Raw genomic sequence first — 19,276 nt, forward strand, 5'->3', positions numbered from 1 at the left:
CAGATGGCAGAACCACTTCGTAAACCAGTCCAATCGCTAGAACCTGTTCGTCAGCGCCCAGTTCAAGAACCGACGAAAACGGAAGACATTAATCGTCGCGTCGCCGTCCGTCCGAAGTATCGCCTGTATCCCTTTGAAAAATTCTTATACAGTGCAATGATTGGTGGTCTCGTCTTATTCGGTAGCGCGACGATTGGGGCACACAATGATGCTTATAACGTCAGTCGAGATCTTGCGAAGGAAAATCAAGTGACGCAAGAGATGAAGAAGGAAAATGAACGTCTTCAACTTGAAGTTACGAATTTAAGCTCTCCAGAACGGATCTACAAGATTGCGAAAGAACAAGGTCTTGATATGCGAAAAGGGAACATCAAGGTGATTCCTAAATGAATCCACTTAAAAAGTCCCGTGTGAGAGTAGCCATCATCATGATGATATTTGCTGCTCTCTTTTTTGTGTTTATTGGCCGGTTTCTTTATTTGTCGACAACTAAAAAGTTTCACGGAGAAGATATGATTGCCTACGCGGAAAAGAAACGCTGGGAAGCCGAGTCGACGCTCTCGGCAGAGCGAGGGGAAATTTTTGACCGTCTCGGTTCACCGATTGCGATCAATGTACCCTCTTACCACCTTGTCGCAGTCTACCGGTTAGGCGGCGTTCAAGATCCGGATGCGACAGTCGTTGACTATAAGAAGACGGCGACAGGGCTCGCGCCGATTCTTGGTATGACGGTCAAAGAGCTTGAGACGTATTTGATTGAAAATAAAGACCGCTCGCAAATCGAGTTCGGAAAAAAAGGGAGTGATTTGACGCTTGATCAAAAAGAAAAAATTGATAAGCTCGACCTTCCCGGAATCCGACTGATTGAAGAGCCAAAACGATATTATCCAAACGGTGTTTTTCTATCCGATACGCTCGGATTCGTTCAAAAGATGACGGAGGATAACGGACGCGTCGTCTTAAAAGGACAGATGGGGATCGAAAAACAATATGATGATGCGTTACGGGAGTCAATTGGGTCCCGTGTCTTTGAAAAAGATCGAAGTGGCGGTGAATTGATTCAAGGTGGATCGCGTATTTCAAATGAGCCGAAAGATGGCTCGAACTTATACTTGACGATTGATCACCGAATTCAACAAGCGCTCGAAAAACAAATGCAGAAAATGTATGACGAATACAAACCTAAAAATGCGACAGGTGTCGTCATGGATGCAAAAACGGGTGAAATACTCGCGATGACGGATCGACCATCATTCAATCCGAACTTGCGGGATATGACAGATTTCACAAACTTTGCCGTTTCCTCACGGTTCGAACCGGGTTCGACGATGAAGATCTTTACGCTGGCGGCTGCGATTGATGCCGGTGTCTTTCGGCCGAATGAACCGTATAAGTCAGGTAACTACAACTATAAAGGCACAGTCATCAAGGATTACAATGATGTTGGTTGGGGGACGATTCCAATGATTGAAGGAGTCTATCACTCGTCGAATGTCATGTTCTCGATTTTGACAGCTGAAAAGCTAGGCATCGAGCGGTATAAAGAATACTTTAAGAAGTTTCATTTTGATCAAAAGACGGGTATAGACATCTCGGGAGAAGTAAACAGTCAGTCCGATTTATCAAAACCGTTAAATACGGTCATCACGTCGTGGGGACAATCGACCGCCGTGACCCCGATGCAATTGTTGCAGGGAGCGACGGCAATCGCTGGAAATGGTGAAATGGTCAAACCACACATCATCCAAAAAGCAGATCACGTCGATCAGGCTCCTTACAAAGCAAAAACGGAAGTGGTCGGCAAACCGATTTCGGCTGAAGCGGCGAAGGCGACGCGGGAAGCACTCGATGGCGTCGTCAACAGTAAGCTTGGAACGGGACAAATGTATAAGTTGGATGATTACCGCGTCATCGGTAAAACAGGGACAGCGCAAATTTCAGAGAACGGGAAGTATATCCAAGGAAAGTTCATCCATTCCTTCATCGGAATGGCCCCGAAGGATGATCCTGAACTCATCATGTACATTGCAGTCGATCGTCCATCGAAAAATGAATCATCGGTCTCGGGTCCAAGTATCATGAGTCCAGTTTTCAAAAGCGTCATGAATACAGCACTCCAGTATCGGAGCATCCAACCCGAAACACAAAAAGAGTCAGTCGATGTCAAAGCAAAAATAACACCGAGCTATATTACAAAAACCGCTGCCGAAGCGAAGGCTTTAGCGAAGGAACAAGGTGCCGTTCCGATTATTTTAGGTGACGGGGCACAAGTCGTCTCGCAAATCCCGTCGCGTGGTCAGGAATTCGTCAGTGGTGAACGTGTCCTTCTTAAAACGGATGATACGTTCAAGATGCCTGATTTGACCGGCTGGTCGCAACGAGATGTCAAAAAGCTCGTCAGTTTGTATGATTTGAAGTTAGATGTGATTGGTAAAGGTTTTGTAACCAAACAATCAGCCCGAACTGGTACACTAGTGAAAGAAAATGGAAAGTTGACGGTTGAACTCGCTGAACCAAACGATTAAGGTAAAAGCGGTCCCTAATTTTCTGCAGGAGAACGAGGACGAACAGGAGTCATTCGTTGACTTTTGAATTCGTCCTCTTTTTCTGTAAATGAGTGGAGGAAATGAAATGGTGACGATAACAGAAATCGCAAGTTGGCTCGGATTAGATGTGACAGACAAAAGATCGCTTCGCCACTTTGCGACGGATTCGAGAAGTGAACTGACAGAAGGATTGTACGTTCCGATACAAGGCGCGCGCGTCGACGGACATTCGTTCATCGATGGAGCAATCGACCAAGGAGCCATCGCGACGTTATGGAAAAAAGGAATCCCGCTTCCGGACGCAGACATCGTCGTACTCGAAGTCGAAGACCCGTTAGCCGCGTTGCAACATATTGCAACACGTTACTTGAAACTCGTCTCACCAAAGGTAGTGGCGATTACGGGGTCCAATGGTAAGACATCGACAAAAGATATGGTCGAAAGTGTATTGAAAACGACGTATCGGACGCATAAAACATCAGGTAATTTTAATTCAGACATCGGCATGCCGTTGACGATTTTGATGATGCCTCGTGACACGGAGGTAGCGGTGCTCGAGATGGGAATGAGCGGCTTCGGTGACATCGAGTTCTTATCACAATTAGCAGAACCGGATATCGCACTTGTAACGAATATCGGTGAGTCTCATGCGGAACATGTCGGGGGGCGTGCAGGAATTGCAAAAGCCAAATTAGAAATCACAGCAGGTCTAAAGCCGGATGGTCATCTATTCCTTGACGGAGACGAAGCGTTACTTGCTGGTGTTACAGGTGAGCGGATTGGTTACCACCACGCAAACACATTTGTCATCGAGCAAGCAGAGGCGACCTTCCTCGGAACGACGTTTCAATTTGCCGGAGCAACATTCCGTATTCCGATTCTTGGAAAACATCAAGTGCGCAACGCGGCTTATGCGATTGCGACAGCACGTGCACTCGGGGTTGCGGACGAGGTGATTCAGGCAGGGCTGGATGAAGTGAAATTGACACCGATGCGGATGGAACGTCTCGTCTATCACAAGACAGCCATTATCAATGATGCTTATAATGCAAGCCCGACATCGATGAATGCGGCAATCGAGACGGTTGCAGAGCTTGACGGTTATCCGACTCGCGTTGTTGTCTTAGGAGACATGTACGAGCTTGGGGACCAAGAGCGTGAATTGCACGCATCGGTCGGTAAGCGGATTACACTTCCAGTCTCACATGCTATTCTTGTAGGAGAGAAGGGACGGTATATCGCGGAAGGCATTACTGATCCGTCGGTAGTGGTCGAATTCGCAGAGACGGTCGATCAGGCGGCTACGTTGCTTCGTCCGTTGTTGGGTGAACAAACGATTGTGTTGCTTAAAGCTTCTCGTGGAGTAGCGCTTGAGCAGATTTTAACGGATTTAAACAAAATTTAATTCTTAAAAGTAGGTGTTTGCAATGATTACATTATTCATCAGTTTAATTGTCGCTTTACTCGTGGTTCTTCTTGTCATGCCAAGAGCGATTCCTTTTTTACACCAGTTGAAATTTGGACAAGAAATTCGAGAAGAAGGACCGCAGTGGCACCAGGTCAAGTCCGGAACGCCAACGATGGGTGGAATCGTCATTTTACTCGCAATGATTGGAAGTTTGATTGCGGCGATGATTACGGGAGACTTAGAAGCGAATCACTTGTCACTCTTGTTCTTGACGCTTGCTTATGGTGCGATCGGATTCATCGATGATTACATCAAAGTCGTCAAAAAACGTAACCTTGGATTGAACTCGAAACAAAAATTAATTGGACAAATCGTTGTTGGATTATTATTTGTATGGTTGAGTGGTGGGTTTACGAGCGAAGCGACTTACTTAGCGATCCCGTTTACGTCAATGACGTTTGATTTCGGCTTGCTTTATCCACTTGTCGCGTTGTTCTGGTTAGTCGGATTCTCGAATGCCGTCAATTTGACGGACGGATTAGATGGTCTCGTATCCTTTACAGCAATCCCGACATTCCTGTTCTTTAGTTTGTATGCGTGGTTCGTTGCAGATGAAGTAGGGGTCGCGTTATTCGCGATGTCAGCAGTCGGTGCATTGATTGGATTCTTATTGTTCAATGCCCACCCTGCGAAAATCTTCATGGGGGATACAGGTTCGCTCGCACTCGGAGCAGCACTCGCCGGGTTATCCATCCTCTTAAAACTTGAATTGCTACTTGTCTTAATTGGAATCGTGTTCGTTGTTGAGACATTATCTGTGATTTTACAGGTGATTTCATTTAAAACGACGGGAAAACGTATCTTTAAGATGAGCCCAATTCATCATCATTTCGAGATGGTCGGTTGGAGTGAATGGCGGATTGTCGGTACGTTTGCTTCGATTAGTTGTATCGTAGCGTTCATTGCCTACTTGCTTGTTTAATTGAAATTTCCGGATGAAGAAAGTGAGCGATTTTAAGATGAAGAAGTCTGATTGGGTCAACAAAAAGGTCTTAGTGCTCGGAACGGCTAAAAGTGGTATCGCAGCGGCTAAGTATTTGGTCGAAGCAGGGGCAGATGTGACGGTGAACGACGGTGGAACACCCTCGGGAACAGATCAAGATACTTTGCTGAAACTCGGTGTCAAAACGACTTTCGGCGAGCATCCGCTCACGTTACTTGAAGGAGTAGAGCTCATCGTCAAAAATCCAGGGATTCCGTATCAGATTCCGCTCTTGCAAGAAGCACTGGTGCGACAGATTCCAATCTGGACGGAAGTCGAGCTCGGCTATCATGCGACGAATGCGCAATGGGTAGCGATTACAGGGTCAAACGGGAAGACGACGACGACGACGCTTGTCCACGAATTATTGAAACAGCAGACGCGTCCGGTACACTTGGCGGGAAACATCGGCTTCCCGGCGATTGAGATTGCGAAAGAAGCGGAAGATGATGCAATCATCGTGATTGAACTTTCGAGTTTCCAACTGATGGGAATGCACGCCTTTAAACCAATGAGTGCGGCTTTCTTAAACTTATCAGCGGCTCATCTTGACTATCATGGTGATCTTGAATCCTACGCGGAAGCGAAAGCACGAATTTTCCGTAACATGGATGCGAATGACCGCCTTGTCGTCAATGCAGACGATGATGTCGTCATGCGCTTAAGTGATCAGGCAAAAGCAGAGCGGTTGCGTTTTTCACGTAAGAGTCCAGCTTATGCTCGTGTCGAGCAGGACATGATTATGGTTGGTGAAACGCCGATCTTACCGGCCGCTGAACTGGCTTTAGGTGGGGGACACAATCTAGAGAACGTCTTAGCAGCATTGACGTTAGTAGAACCATTCAATATTCCGTTACAAGCGGTGCAGGACGTCTTACGGACATTCGGTGGCGTCGCGCATCGTACAGAGTACATTGGCGAATTCAAGGGACGTAAAGTCTACAATGATTCGAAAGCGACGAACAACGTAGCGACGGAAGCAGCACTATCCGGTTTTAAAGCTCCAATCATTTGGTTATGTGGCGGACTAGAACGCGGTGCTGATTTAACACCACTCGTAGAGTCGATGACACAAGTCAAGCATGTCGTCGGTTTGGGCGAGACGGGACCACGTTTTGCGGAACTGGCACGTCAAGAAAAGATTGATGCAACGGTCGTCAGCGATATGGCGCAAGCAGTACAGGCAGCATTTGATGTCTCACAAGCCGGGGATATCATCTTATTATCGCCTGCGTCAGCGAGCTGGGATCAATATAAGACGTATGAAGAACGTGGCGAACATTTTGTTCGCGCCGTCGAATCGATTGGAGGAGATGCTAAATGAGAATCGTCGTATCAGGTGGTGGAACCGGAGGGCATATTTATCCGGCGCTCGCGATGATCCGCGAAATCGAGCGACGGATGCCGTGTGAAGTGCTATACATCGGAACGGAAAATGGGCTAGAAGCAGATATCGTCCGACGCGCAGGAATTCCCTTTGAATCGATTGAGATTTCAGGTATTCGCCGTTCGTTATCATTTGAAAACGTTAAGACGGGAATCCGTTTCTTAAAGAGCGTGACCCGTGTCCGGAAAATGTTGCGAAAGTTCAACCCCGACATCGTGGTCGGGACAGGTGGTTTCGTTTGTGGACCGGTCCTTTATACAGCAGCGAAGATGGGGTATAAAACACTCGTCCATGAGCAAAACAGTTTACCTGGTATTACGAATAAGTTCCTTGCTCGGTACGTCGATCGTGTCGCGTTATCGTTTAAAGGATCAGGTCACCATTTCGGTAAAAACGAAGCGAAAACCGTTTTAATCGGTAATCCCCGGGCTTCCGAAGTAGCTGATTTGCAAGTCGACCCGGTCATTGAACGGCAACGTTATGGTTTTGAAGAAGGGCGCCCGTTAGTCGTCGTTTACGGTGGAAGTCGTGGAGCGCCAGCAATCAACCAAGCAATCATCGAGATGATGCCGAAGTTCATTCAGATGGATTGGTCGATGTTGTTCGTGACAGGTCAAGTTCATTTTGAAGAGATTACTCGCCAAATCGGAACGGTCCCGGAGCGGATTCAGTTACGTCCGTTTGTCTATGATTTACCGAATATCTTAAAGGCGAGTCAACTCGTCATTTCACGTTCGGGTGCGAGCACGTTAGCGGAATTGACGACGCTCGGATTACCGAGCATTCTCATTCCGAGTCCATACGTCACAGAAAACCATCAAGAAGTAAATGCCTCGTCCCTCGTCGAAACAGGAGCAAGCTTGCTCGTCCGAGAAGCTGAACTGACAGGAGAAACGTTATTCGATGCTTGTAAAACGGCGATTGCGAATCAAGAAGCGATGTCGCAGGCCGCATTCGCTTTAGGGATGCCGAATGCATCGAGTGATTTAGTAGACGAGTTGAATCGCTTGATTCAACAAAAAAACTAAACAGTTGCAGGAATAGACCGATAAGGAACTGAAATTAATCAAGTAGAGGAGGAATGAACGTGAAGGAGCGACAACCGGTAAAAGATACGGATGCCACTGTCAGTAGTCTAGAAGATAAGATTCCTTATATCCGTGAACAACGCCGGAAGAAAGCAAACCGACGTTTAATCTATGTCCTCATCCTGATCGGTCTATTGATTGCTGTCGTATTTTATCTTCAGTCCAGTTATTCGCGGGTAGCGACACTTGAGATTGACGGTGTCGTCAATGTCAAAGAAGAAGACATCATTCAGGCGTCACGGATGAAGGTGAAGGAGACACATGCTTTCAATGTGTCAGAAGAAGCTGTGCTAGAGCGAATCGAAGATGTACCAGGTATACGGGAAGCAACGATGACACAGAGTTTTCTCCATAACTATCAAGTTAATGTCGTGGAGGAAAAAGAAATTGCTTACGCGAAAGATCAACCCGGAGACCGAATCGTCTTAGCAGATGGAACAATCATCCCTGGAAAGTCGAAGGAAGAATTGTTCGATGCACCGATTTTAACAGGCTTTACAGATCAGTCCCTTGAACGGTTGACGAAGGAACTCGTCAAAATCGAACCAAAAGTTCGGAGTCGGATTTCGGAAATCGTTGCAAACGATAAAACCGATAAAGGGGGATTGAAGTTATTCATGACGGATGGCAATACCGTCTTATTGAGTACTTCAGCTTTTTCTAACTCGTTGAATGAATATGTCAAAGTGATTTCAGCCTTACCAAAAGGAAAAACAGGGACGATCACGATTGACGGGGGAATCTATTTCAAACCATATAAAGTAAAAAAATAGAAAATTCCTAGTCATGAGTCAGCAGATTGACAAACGTTTGTTTTCATTAGTAAATAAGTAGGCGTATCGTCATCAAATCGTAATCTATTAGATGGGTAAGTTAGACAATAACTTCTTTTCGTAGGGTTTTATATAGTGTAGACTTAAACGAGAAGAAGTTTATCTTGTTTCCTGAATATATATAGGGACAATCAGTATGAGTATTATGAAAGTGGAGGTGTCACTCCCATGGAAACGAAAGGTACGATTGCCGCACTAGACATTGGAACATCGGAAGTGAAACTCATCGTCGGTGAACTACTCGGTGGGACACTGAACGTGTTAGCGGAGGGTTCTGCACCATCTGCCGGTGTCAAACGTGGCGTCATCGTCGATATCGACCAAACAGTCAATGCCATTAAACAAGCGGTCGCTGAAGTGGAACGGACACTCGGTGAACCGATTGGTGAAGTATATGTAGCAATTTCTGGAGAACACATTCAAGTCAAGGATTGTCAAGGGATGACTTCAATTAAAGGCGAAGACAATGAAATTACGGATGACGACGTCAAAGACGTCTTACACTCCGCAATGGTCATGCGCATTCCGAACGAATTAAGTGTTGTCGATGTACTACCGAAAACGTTTACGGTCGACCAACAAACAGAAATCACGGATCCACGTGGTATGATCGGTTATCGTCTAGAAGTGACAGGGAAGTTGATCATTGGAGCGAAGACGATCCTACATAGCATTAAACGTTCAATCGAACGGGCTGGTCTAGAGCTTGCAGGATACGTACTTGAAAGCTTAGCTGTTTCAAGAATCGCGGCATCAATCGATGAACTGGAGCTTGGCGTCGGCATCATCGATATTGGACATGAGACGACAACATTGTCGATTTATGAAAAAAACGATCTCGTTTACTCGACGACGTTACCTTATGGTGGCGATCATCTGACACGTGACTTAACGTATAAGATGAATTGTAAGTACCAAGATGCAAAACTTGCGAAGGAAGAATACGGAGTGGCGCTTGAATCGTTAGGGGATCCTGAAGAAAAGGTATCCTATGTAACGATTAATGGGGAGCATCGTTTTGAGCCGCAACCTGAGATCGGTTTCGTTTTAGAGGCACGCCTCGAAGAAATCTTCGAGATGATTCAAAAACGGATGACGCAGGCTGGCCATCCACAAATGAATAGTGGCATCATTCTCTGCGGTGGAAGTTCTTCGCTTCCTGGAATCGATCAGCTAGGGAAACGGATTTTCAACCAGAACGTCAACGTCTACCAACCGGCCAGCTTAGGCATTCGTAATCCGAAGTACGCTGTGGCAGCCGGCATGTTACGCTATGTACTCTCAAGAAGTACGGTTTCGAAATCAGGATTTGATCGTGCGGACGAGAAGGAAGTCGTGGCGCAAAATCGTGAACAAGAACAATTGCTTACGAACCCGACACCGTCTCCAGTACGCGAAGAACGAACGCAACAGGAACAACCTCCAAAAGAGCGTAAATCATTCAGTAGTTTCTTTGAAAAGTTTTTTGGTTAATGACTAAAATACAATGAGTATAAAAAATTAGGGGGCCCCTTTTATGTTGCATTTTGATGAAATGATGGACCAAGTAGCTAAAATTAAGGTCATCGGTGTAGGTGGCGGTGGTTCAAACGCCGTCAACCGAATGATTGAACATGGTGTACAAGGCGTAGAATTCATCGCCGTCAATACAGATGCACAAGCACTCAACATGTCGCAGGCAGATGTGAAGCTCCAACTCGGTGCAAAGCTGACACGCGGTTTAGGTGCAGGTGCGAATCCAGAAATCGGTAAGAAAGCGGCAGAAGAAAGCCGTGAACAGTTGACAGAGATTTTGTCAGGTGCTGATATGGTCTTCGTTACTGCAGGTATGGGTGGCGGGACAGGAACTGGTGCTGCGCCAGTCATCGCTGAAATTTCAAAAGAAATCGGCGCATTGACTGTCGGTGTCGTAACGAAACCGTTCATGTTTGAAGGACGCAAACGGATGCAACACGCTGTATCGGGTGTGCAAAACTTTAAAGAAAAAGTCGATACGTTAATCGTCATTCCGAATGATAAATTACTTGAAATCGTTGATCGTAACACGCCGATGCTCGAAGCATTCAAAGAAGCGGATAATGTGCTTCGTCAAGGGGTTCAAGGGATCACAGACTTAATCGCTGTCCCTGGTTTAATCAACTTAGACTTTGCAGACGTTAAGACAATCATGACTGAAAAAGGATCTGCCTTGATGGGCGTTGGTGTTGCGACAGGCGAACACCGTGCAACGGAAGCTGCGAAGAAAGCCATTTCAAGTCCATTGCTTGAAACATCGATTGAAGGTGCAAAAGGTGTCTTAATGAACATCACAGGTAGTGCGAACCTCAGTCTATATGAAGTAACGGAAGCTGCTCAAATCGTTCAAAGTGCAGCAGATGAAGAAGTAAACTTGATTTTCGGTTCTGTTATCAACGATAACTTAGAAGATGAAATCATCGTTACCGTCATCGCAACAGAATTCGAAAACGAGCCACTCGATTTCGAGATTCCATCTGCTCAAGAAATGATGAAAAACTTACTCAAGAAAAAGCAGGCGACTCCAACTCCTGCTGCGACTGAGGAGCCGAAACCACAAGTCGAAGAGACACCTGTCAGCTCGAATCCAGAACCAGCAAAAGGGTCAGATGTTGAAGAAACGATGGACATTCCATCATTCCTTCGTCGGAACAATCGTTAATCGATTTTTTCCAAGACACGACTGCTAGACAAAGAGGTGTCGCGTAAGCGGCACCTCTTTTTTGAAAGGGATGTGAAATGATGTTTGGTCAATGGATAAAGTGGGATACACCGACCGGTACAGTGCGTGCGGCATTCACTACAAAATTTTCAGCGCCGCATGGTATTGGCAATCTTGGATTGCATGTCAATGACGATCGCGATGGTGTCATTCAAAACCGGCAAGTCATCGCCCGTCAACTTGATTTATCGCTCGAAAATTCAGTTTGGGCAGAACAGGTTCACGGGAACCATGTCGAACAAGTGACGACGCTAGATTCTGGACGAGGCGCACTGGATTATGGAACAACGATCGAGGGTACAGATGGATTGGTGACGACGGATGCAAATGTATTACTCGCCATGTTATTCGCGGATTGTGTACCGCTCGTTTTTTGTGATCCGACGACAGGAATCATTGCGAATACGCATGCCGGATGGCGTGGAACAGTCGCGAATATCGTTGAAGCGACTGTCGCCCGAATGGAAGCGGCGGGGGCAGACCGTTCCTCGATTCAAATGGTCATCGGACCCTCGATTCGTGAATGTTGTTATGAGGTCGACCAACCCGTCCTTGAAGCGATTGATGGGCTTGGTCTTGAAGATACGCCCTACACAATGAAAGAAAACGGAAAAGCGATGCTTTCGCTTCAGCAGACGAATGCTGCATTAGCAGAGCGAAGTGGATTAGGTGACATCATTGATGCAGGAATTTGTACGCACTGCCAAGCAGATGACTATTTCTCTTACCGTCATGGGGACCACCAAGGTCGTTTCGCGAGCTTGATCGTAAAGGAGTCATTACATGTCGATTAATGAAAATGTTCAACTTGTCCAACAAAAGATGCAACAAGCGAGTGAAAAGAGTTTTCAAAAAAAGCAGGTACAACTGATTGGCGTGACGAAATCAGTTTCAAGTCAAGTTGCCTCTGAGCTGTTAGAAGCAGGTATAACGGCGCTAGGTGAAAATCGTCCGGAGGGTTTGTCAGAAAAACAAGCAGCACTTGGGCGTGAAGCCTGTGAGTGGCACTTCATCGGGACACTGCAGTCGCGAAAAGTACGTCAAATCATCGATCAAATCGATGTGCTTCACTCACTCGATCGTTTGCATTTAGCGGAAGAAATCAATAAACGTGCAAAACGTCCTATCGATTGTTTTGTTCAAGTCAATGTCTCGGGTGAAGCTTCGAAACAAGGTATTTCCGCAGAAGACATCCATTCCTTTCTACATGAAATCGGTCAATATCCAAAAGTTCGTGTGATTGGACTCATGACGATGGCACCATTGACAGAAAATCAAGAGGAAGTGCGGTCCGTTTTCCGCGCATTACGCGTCTTACGAGACGAAGTAGCAGCACGAAACCTGTCTTACGCTCCCTGTACGGAATTATCGATGGGGATGTCGTCTGATTATGAGATTGCGATTGAAGAAGGGGCGACACACGTCAGAATCGGAACGGTCCTGGTCCAATCATAAAACGTAGAAGAAGTTGAAAGGAGAATCGAAATGGGATTCAAATCGAAAATGCAACATCTGTTTCTTGGGAACACAGACGATTTAGACGAACTTGAATATGAAAATGATGCTACAATAAATAAAGGTAGAGGTACTGCAGAGCAAGAGTATGAAGAGTACTACGAGGAATCTACCCCGAGTGTTACTCAAAAGGAGGACCCTGTGCGTCAATCGAATATCGTTCCGATTCATACGAAAAAAGCAAAATCACAAGTCATTTTAAGTGAGCCGCGTGTCTTCAATGAAGCACAAGAAATTGGGGAGCATCTCCGTCAAAATCGTGCGGTCATCGTTAATATGCAACGCATGTCAAAAGATCAATCACGGCAAATGATTAATTTTCTTTCAGGCGTCGTCTTTGCACTCGATGGTACGATTACGACAATCAGTCAAAACACGCTCCTCTGTGTGCCGAACAACGTCGAGCTCGCGGGTAGTATTTCAAATCTACTTGGAGAAGATGATATCAATCATAAGGGGTGGTAAACATGGATTCACAAGTTATGTACGCGATTGGGCGTACATTGAGCACGTTACTTCAATATTATAGCTATGTCATGATTGCTTATATTTTACTTTCATGGTTCCCGAACGCACGAGAGTCAAGATTCGGACAAGTATTAGCGATGTTAGTCGAACCGTTCCTCGCGCCTTTCCGACGGATCATCCCGCCCATCGGAGGTATGCTTGACATCTCACCAATCGTTGCCTTTTTAGTGTTGAACTTAGCACAGTCAGGCATTCGAGCAATCTTCTTCTAATGAGCGTCTATGATCACTATCGCGGACATGAGCGGGAGTTCGTCGATCTTGTCTTAAACTGGATCGATCATGTCGAAGCGACCTATACGTTTAAACTGACAGATTTTCTTGACCCACGCGAACAGCAAATCACACGTGAACTCGTCGGAACGAAATGTGCCCTCTTTTTTGAGGGCGGTTTCGAAGGGGCAGAGCGACAGCGGGCACTAATTGCGCCTGATTACTACGAACTTGATGCGAGCGACTTTGATATTGCCATCTATCGTATTCATTATCCTACAAAATTCGTTGAACTATCGCATCGACAAGTAACAGGTACGCTCTTAAACGTCGGTCTGAAACGCGGCAAGTTCGGTGACGTCGTCATTCAAGATCAAGTCGTTCAGTTCGCAGTCGCAGAAGACGTTGCTTCTTATATCGAAGTCAACGTCGAGCGGGCAGGGAAAACGAAAATTCGTTTATCTCGCGTCGAACTAGAAGACCAACTGAAGATCAAAGAACAGGAATGGCAAGAAGAACTTGGATTCGTCAGTTCGCTCCGCTTTGATACTGTCGTCAGCGAAGTGCTTGGTTTTTCGAGACAAAAAGCACAGAGTTTGATTAAACAAGGGGAAAGTAAAGTGAATTATAAAATCGTCGAAGATCCAAGCTTCATGCTTGAAGAAGGCGATTTGCTTTCGCTCCGTGGAACAGGCCGCGTCAAATTGACGGCTATTTTAGGGTCGACGAAACGCGACCGGATTAAATTACAGTACGGATTATTAAAAGGTTAAAAAATGCTGAGGAGGATTTCATCATGCCATTGACGCCACTTGATATTCATAATAAGGAATTTACACGTAAGTTTCGCGGCTATGACGAGGATGAGGTCAACGAATTTCTTGATCAAGTCATCAAGGATTTTGAAATGTTGTTGCGGGAAAACCGTCAACAGCAAGAAGTGATTCAAAACATGCAATCGCGTGTCGATTACTTCAGTTCGATGGAAGAGACGTTAAACAAGTCAATCATCGTTGCCCAAGAAGCAGGAGAAGAAGTCAAGGCCAATGCGACGAAAGAAGCAAGCTTGATTTTAAAACAAGCCGAGCGTGAAGCGGAACAACTGCAAGATTCCGCACAGCGTCGAGCGCAACGGACAGACTTTGAAGTCGAACAGATGCGTAAGAAAATCGAATTGTACCGTAATCGTTTTAAAGTCTTGATCGATGCGCAGATGGAGTTATTGGCAAGCCATGATTGGGACGCGTTTGATAGTTCGACCCGTGGTGCGCTTGACGAGATTCCGGCAGTTGCGTATAATGACGACGATGTCATATAACTTAAATCAATGACAAGGACACGTCTTAATCAGACTGCTGCAAGCGAATCGGGGACTGGTGTGAGCCCGAACAGTAAGTGAGAATGGATATCCCCTTCGAGTGTGAGACTGAACCATTAAGTAAGTCGCACCGATTCGCCCCCGTTATCGGGCTCTTAAGTGGTAGTTCGTACGGTTGAACTACTAGTAGGGTGGTACCGCGAGTTCAAGCCAAGCTCGTCCCTATACCAGGGATGTGTTTGGCTTTTTTTGTATGTTAAATTAAAAGAAGTGAGGGAATGCCAGATGGAGTACAAAGATACATTACTGATGATGAAAACTGAATTTCTAATGCGAGGTAACTTGCCGAAACGTGAGCCGGACATGCAGGCACGTTGGAACGAGATGAACTTATATCAAGCAGTTCAAGAAAAAAATGCTGGGAAACCAACCTTCATCCTTCATGATGGACCACCATACGCAAACGGTGATATCCACATGGGGCACGGATTAAACAAAGTCTTAAAAGATATCGTCGTCCGTTACAAATCGATGAATGGTTTCCGTTCACCGTACGTACCGGGTTGGGATACACACGGTTTACCGATTGAAACAGCGCTCCAAAAATCAGGTGTCGATCGGAAGACGATGTCGGTCGCTGAGTTCCGTGAGTTGTGTGCGAAATATGCGCTCGAACAAGTCGATCATCAGCGTGAACAGTTTAAGCGTTTAGGTGTTCTCGGTGATTATGATAATCCATACATCACGCTCCAACCGGAATTTGAAGCGGCGCAAATTCGCCTCTTCGGTGACATGGCGAACAAAGGCTATATCTATAAAGGAAAAAAACCAGTCTACTGGTCACCTTCTTCTGAGTCGGCACTGGCAGAAGCCGAAATCGAATACCATGATAAACGTTCTGCTGCCATCTATGTTGCGTTCCCTGTCTTAGAAGGAAATAACATCTTAGAGCCAACCGATCACTTCGTCATCTGGACGACGACGCCGTGGACGATTCCTGCAAACCTCGGAATCTCTGTCAGTGCGGAACTCACGTATGCCCGGATCGAGTACGAAGGAAAAGGTTATATCGTCGCAGAGGCGCTTGTTCCTGAAGTCATCGAGGCACTCGGATGGGAAGACGCGACAGTCGGTCGTGTCTTCAATGGAGCAGATTTCGAATACATGAAAGCCAAACACCCGCTCTATGACCGTGAATCACTCGTCATGCTCGGTGATCATGTTACGGCGGAAGCGACCGGCGTCGTGCATACGGCACCTGGACACGGGGAAGATGACTATCGCATCGGACAAGCATACGGACTCGATGTCCTCTGCCCGGTCGATGATAAAGGGGTCATGACGGCGGAAGCACCAGGATTCGAAGGCATGTTCTATGAAGATGCGAATAAAGAAGTCGGTCTTGCGTTAGAAAAAGCGGGCGCATTGTTGAAACTATCGTTCATCAAACACTCGTATCCGCACGACTGGCGGACGAAAAAACCGGTCATCTTCCGGGCAACACCACAATGGTTCGCGTCGATTAAAGACTTCCGTGCGGAAATCCTTGACGAAATCAAAGATGTGCAGTGGGTACCGGCATGGGGAGAAACACGTCTTCACAACATGTTTAAAGATCGTGGCGACTGGGTCATCTCGCGTCAACGTGCATGGGGCGTGCCCCTTCCAATCTTCTATGCAGAAGACGGAACAGAAATTGTTACACCGGAAACAATCGACCATATCGCGAACTTGTTCGCAGAGCACGGTTCGAACGTCTGGTATGAACGCGAAGCAATCGACTTATTGCCGGAAGGCTTTACGCACCCGGCAAGTCCGAATGGTCAGTTCAAAAAAGAAACAGACATCATGGATGTCTGGTTCGATTCCGGCTCGTCACATGCCGGTGTGCTGGCGACGCGTCCAGAACTAGAGCGTCCGGCTGATCTTTACCTCGAAGGTTCAGACCAATACCGTGGCTGGTTCAACTCGTCGCTTTCGACAGCTGTTGCGACAACGGGAAAAGCACCGTATAAAGCAGTCGTCAGTCATGGTTTCGTATTAGACGGTCAAGGACGGAAGATGTCGAAGTCAATCGGGAATACGATTGCCCCAATCCAAATCATGCAACAATTCGGTGCTGAGATTCTTCGTCTGTGGGTTGCGTCAGTCGATTATCAGTCAGATGTCCGGGCATCGATGGACAACTTTAAACAAGTTTCAGAATCATACCGTAAAATCCGGAACACGGTCCGTTTCCTGCTCGGGAACTTGGATCAATTCGATCACACGGCACATCGTGTTGCGTTTGAAGATTTACCGGAAGCAGACCGTTTCATGCGGACGAAGCTCGATCAATTAGTCGGTAAAGTCAAAAAAGCCTATGATGCGTATGATTTCATGGCAGTTTACCAACTGTTGCATAACTTCTGTGTCCTTGACCTGTCTTCGTTCTACCTCGACTACACGAAAGACATCTTGTATATCGAACAAGCAGATGCACCGGCGCGTCGTGCCGTTCAAACGGTCATGTATGATACCGTCGTGACATTGTTACAATTGATGGCACCTGTCTTACCGCATACGGCAGACGAAGCATGGGAATTCGTTCCTGGTGTCGAGACGGCAAGTATCTTCTTGACGGATTTACCGGAAGCAGTCGACGTATCGGAAGAAGGACTTGCACTGATCGCGAAATGGAACGCGTTCCTCGTCTTCCGCGATGATGTCTTGAAGGCGCTTGAAGAAGCACGGGCAGAGAAGCTCGTCGGGAAAACGCTCGAAGCCAAACTCGAGCTCGCACCGAACGAAGCGACGAAGAACTTGCTTGCGACAATCGACCATCTTGAACAACTGCTTCAAGTCTCACACATCGATTTTGTCGACTCGGCAGAACGTAACTATGAGACGACAGCAATCACTGTTTTGAAAGCGGACGGCGAGAAATGTGAACGTTGCTGGACATATTCGACTGAACTTGGTCAAGATCCGGCTCATCCGACACTTTGTCCTCGTTGTACTGCGGTCGTCAATTCTTTATAATGAATAAGGGGAGGGGCGGCTACTGCGACTTCGTAGCTACCCCTCATTATTTTTGATGTGGGGGAAAACAGGATGTGGCTTTACTTAGTGATTGCTGCTTTACTCGTAGGAGTGGATCAATTGACGAAATGGATCGTCGTTCAGCAGATGACGATTGGTCAAGCGATTGAAGTCATTCCAAATTTCTTTTATCTCAATTCATACCGCAACCGTGGAGCGGCATGGGGAATGCTTGAAGGAAAATTCGGCTTCTTCTTCATCGTGACGGTTCTCGTCGTTGTTGGTCTGATTTATTTTCTGTACAAAGAAGGAACAAAAAACAAAGTATTTGCTTGGAGTGTCGCTTTACTACTGAGTGGAGCGATCGGAAATTTTATTGACCGGATGGCGCGTGGGGAAGTCGTTGATTTCTTACACTTTTATCCGTTCGGCTATAATTTTCCGATCTTTAATGTCGCAGACGTCTGCTTGACATTTGGAGTGATTTTGATGCTGATTAGCGTCATGTTCGAAGAGCGTTTGACGAAGAAGGGAACGATTGATTAATGAATGAACAACAAGTATGGACGGTCGAAGCAAAAGGCGCGACAGGGCGAATCGATAAATGGTTGGCTGAACAACAAGAGTGGTCGCGTTCGCAAGTGCAAGACTGGTTAAAGGCGGGGCACGTCGAAGTAGACGGACGCATCGTGAAACCGAACTATAAGATGACGGGAACGGAAAGCATCACCGTGCATATCCCGGAAGCCGTCGAACTCGAAATCTTACCGGAAGACATTCCGCTAGATGTCGTTTACGAAGACAGCGATGTCATCGTCATCAATAAACCAAAAGGCATGGTCGTCCACCCGGCAGCAGGACATGTGTCAGGAACACTCGTTAATGCGTTGCTTCATCACTGTCAAGACCTCTCAGGCATCAATGGGGTCAAACGACCAGGAATCGTTCACCGGATCGATAAAGATACATCGGGTCTCTTGATGGTCGCTAAAAATGATTTAGCCCATGAATCGCTTGCGCAACAATTAAAAGATAAGACGACGGAACGTCTTTATATCGCGCTTGTCCATGGCGAGATTCCCCATGAACTCGGAACGATTGAAGCACCGGTCGGCCGTGATAAAAATGACCGTCAACGGATGACGGTCACGGACAAAAACTCAAAAGCAGCGGTCACGCATTTCCGTGTCCTCGATCGGTATGAAGGCTTTACGGTCGTTGAGTGTAAACTCGAAACAGGACGGACTCACCAAATTCGTGTCCACATGCGCTATATCGGATTCCCGCTCGCAGGTGACCCGAAATATGGACCGCGGAAGACGATGAAGATGAATGGTCAAGCACTCCACGCAGCGGTTCTCGGATTTGAACATCCACGGACCGGCGAATGGTTGACGTTCGAAGCACCACTCCCGGAAGAGATGACGTTTGAGATCAGTCAGTTGAAAAAACTTGAATTAGAGTCTTGACGTTTTTCTGATAAAACGGTAGAGTAACACCTAGAGAGCGATGCGAGACATCAGCCTCACCAAATCGGTCGTCCGCGTGACGATCCTACAAAATTAGAACACCTTTAATCGAGTCCGGAGAGGCTACGAAAGGGAGACACCGTAACGCGTGTAAACACATGGCTTTGCTATG

At 46.6% G+C, this 19,276-nt stretch carries 18 protein-coding genes and 1 other annotated feature; all 18 genes read left to right on the forward strand.

Going from position 1 to position 19,276, the window contains the following annotated elements; translation table 11 throughout:
- Nucleotides 1-3 precede the first annotated feature (3 nt).
- Nucleotides 4-390, forward strand: a complete 387-nt coding sequence (gene ftsL / locus KNQ05_RS03290; RefSeq protein WP_088837436.1) for a cell division protein FtsL — start codon at nt 4-6, stop codon at nt 388-390.
- The gene (locus KNQ05_RS03295; RefSeq protein ID WP_088837435.1) at nt 387-2,525 is read left to right on the forward strand and encodes a penicillin-binding transpeptidase domain-containing protein; all 2,139 of its coding nucleotides are present in this window, start codon (nt 387-389) and stop codon (nt 2,523-2,525) included. The genes ftsL and KNQ05_RS03295 overlap by 4 nt, the downstream gene beginning before the upstream one ends.
- A gap of 106 nt (nt 2,526-2,631) precedes the next feature.
- Nucleotides 2,632-3,951, forward strand: a complete 1,320-nt coding sequence (locus KNQ05_RS03300; protein ID WP_214801897.1) for a UDP-N-acetylmuramoyl-tripeptide--D-alanyl-D-alanine ligase — start codon at nt 2,632-2,634, stop codon at nt 3,949-3,951.
- A 22-nt stretch (nt 3,952-3,973) separates the two neighbouring features.
- A complete protein-coding gene (gene mraY / locus KNQ05_RS03305; protein ID WP_088837433.1) occupies nt 3,974-4,936 on the forward strand; it encodes a phospho-N-acetylmuramoyl-pentapeptide-transferase in 963 nt (320 codons plus the stop codon).
- A 37-nt stretch (nt 4,937-4,973) separates the two neighbouring features.
- Nucleotides 4,974-6,320 carry a UDP-N-acetylmuramoyl-L-alanine--D-glutamate ligase gene (gene murD / locus KNQ05_RS03310; protein ID WP_214765222.1) on the forward strand — a complete coding sequence of 449 codons (1,347 nt, stop codon included), beginning with the start codon at nt 4,974-4,976 and terminating at the stop codon, nt 6,318-6,320.
- Nucleotides 6,317-7,411, forward strand: coding sequence for an undecaprenyldiphospho-muramoylpentapeptide beta-N-acetylglucosaminyltransferase (murG, locus tag KNQ05_RS03315; RefSeq protein WP_088837431.1), 1,095 nt, complete (start codon nt 6,317-6,319; stop codon nt 7,409-7,411). The genes murD and murG overlap by 4 nt, the downstream gene beginning before the upstream one ends.
- Nucleotides 7,412-7,470: 59 nt before the next feature.
- Nucleotides 7,471-8,244, forward strand: coding sequence for a cell division protein FtsQ/DivIB (locus KNQ05_RS03320; protein WP_088837430.1), 774 nt, complete (start codon nt 7,471-7,473; stop codon nt 8,242-8,244).
- Between the two features lie 228 nt (nt 8,245-8,472).
- Nucleotides 8,473-9,777, forward strand: a complete 1,305-nt coding sequence (gene ftsA, locus KNQ05_RS03325; protein WP_214765220.1) for a cell division protein FtsA — start codon at nt 8,473-8,475, stop codon at nt 9,775-9,777.
- A gap of 43 nt (nt 9,778-9,820) precedes the next feature.
- Nucleotides 9,821-10,981, forward strand: a complete 1,161-nt coding sequence (gene ftsZ, locus KNQ05_RS03330; RefSeq protein ID WP_029330907.1) for a cell division protein FtsZ — start codon at nt 9,821-9,823, stop codon at nt 10,979-10,981.
- A gap of 80 nt (nt 10,982-11,061) precedes the next feature.
- The gene (pgeF, locus tag KNQ05_RS03335; protein WP_214801894.1) at nt 11,062-11,835 is read left to right on the forward strand and encodes a peptidoglycan editing factor PgeF; all 774 of its coding nucleotides are present in this window, start codon (nt 11,062-11,064) and stop codon (nt 11,833-11,835) included.
- Nucleotides 11,825-12,496, forward strand: a complete 672-nt coding sequence (locus tag KNQ05_RS03340) for a YggS family pyridoxal phosphate-dependent enzyme (RefSeq protein ID WP_088837427.1) — start codon at nt 11,825-11,827, stop codon at nt 12,494-12,496. Before pgeF ends, KNQ05_RS03340 begins: the two co-directional genes overlap by 11 nt.
- 30 nt (nt 12,497-12,526) lie before the next feature.
- Nucleotides 12,527-13,021 (forward strand): cell division protein SepF, encoded by a 495-nt coding sequence (locus KNQ05_RS03345; protein WP_029330904.1) that lies wholly within the window; start codon nt 12,527-12,529, stop codon nt 13,019-13,021.
- A gap of 2 nt (nt 13,022-13,023) precedes the next feature.
- Nucleotides 13,024-13,296, forward strand: coding sequence for a YggT family protein (locus KNQ05_RS03350; RefSeq protein ID WP_088837426.1), 273 nt, complete (start codon nt 13,024-13,026; stop codon nt 13,294-13,296).
- The gene (locus KNQ05_RS03355; RefSeq protein ID WP_029330902.1) at nt 13,296-14,069 is read left to right on the forward strand and encodes a YlmH family RNA-binding protein; all 774 of its coding nucleotides are present in this window, start codon (nt 13,296-13,298) and stop codon (nt 14,067-14,069) included. Before KNQ05_RS03350 ends, KNQ05_RS03355 begins: the two co-directional genes overlap by 1 nt.
- Before the next feature lie 23 nt (nt 14,070-14,092).
- Nucleotides 14,093-14,614: a DivIVA domain-containing protein gene (locus tag KNQ05_RS03360; RefSeq protein WP_088837425.1), complete on the forward strand. Its 522-nt coding sequence runs from the start codon at nt 14,093-14,095 to the stop codon at nt 14,612-14,614.
- Nucleotides 14,615-14,841 (forward strand) — a binding site (T-box leader).
- Nucleotides 14,842-14,899: 58 nt separating this feature from the next.
- On the forward strand, nt 14,900-17,635 hold the full coding sequence (gene ileS, locus KNQ05_RS03365) for an isoleucine--tRNA ligase (protein WP_088837424.1): 2,736 nt from the start codon (nt 14,900-14,902) through the stop codon (nt 17,633-17,635).
- A 72-nt stretch (nt 17,636-17,707) separates the two neighbouring features.
- On the forward strand, nt 17,708-18,181 hold the full coding sequence (lspA, locus tag KNQ05_RS03370; protein WP_088837423.1) for a signal peptidase II: 474 nt from the start codon (nt 17,708-17,710) through the stop codon (nt 18,179-18,181).
- A complete protein-coding gene (locus tag KNQ05_RS03375; RefSeq protein ID WP_088837422.1) occupies nt 18,181-19,104 on the forward strand; it encodes an RluA family pseudouridine synthase in 924 nt (307 codons plus the stop codon). The genes lspA and KNQ05_RS03375 overlap by 1 nt, the downstream gene beginning before the upstream one ends.
- The last annotated feature ends 172 nt before the right edge of the window (nt 19,105-19,276 follow it).

It is taken from the genome of Exiguobacterium sp. s125, assembly GCF_018618605.1.
Classification (GTDB): Bacteria; Bacillota; Bacilli; order Exiguobacteriales; family Exiguobacteriaceae; genus Exiguobacterium_A; species Exiguobacterium_A oxidotolerans.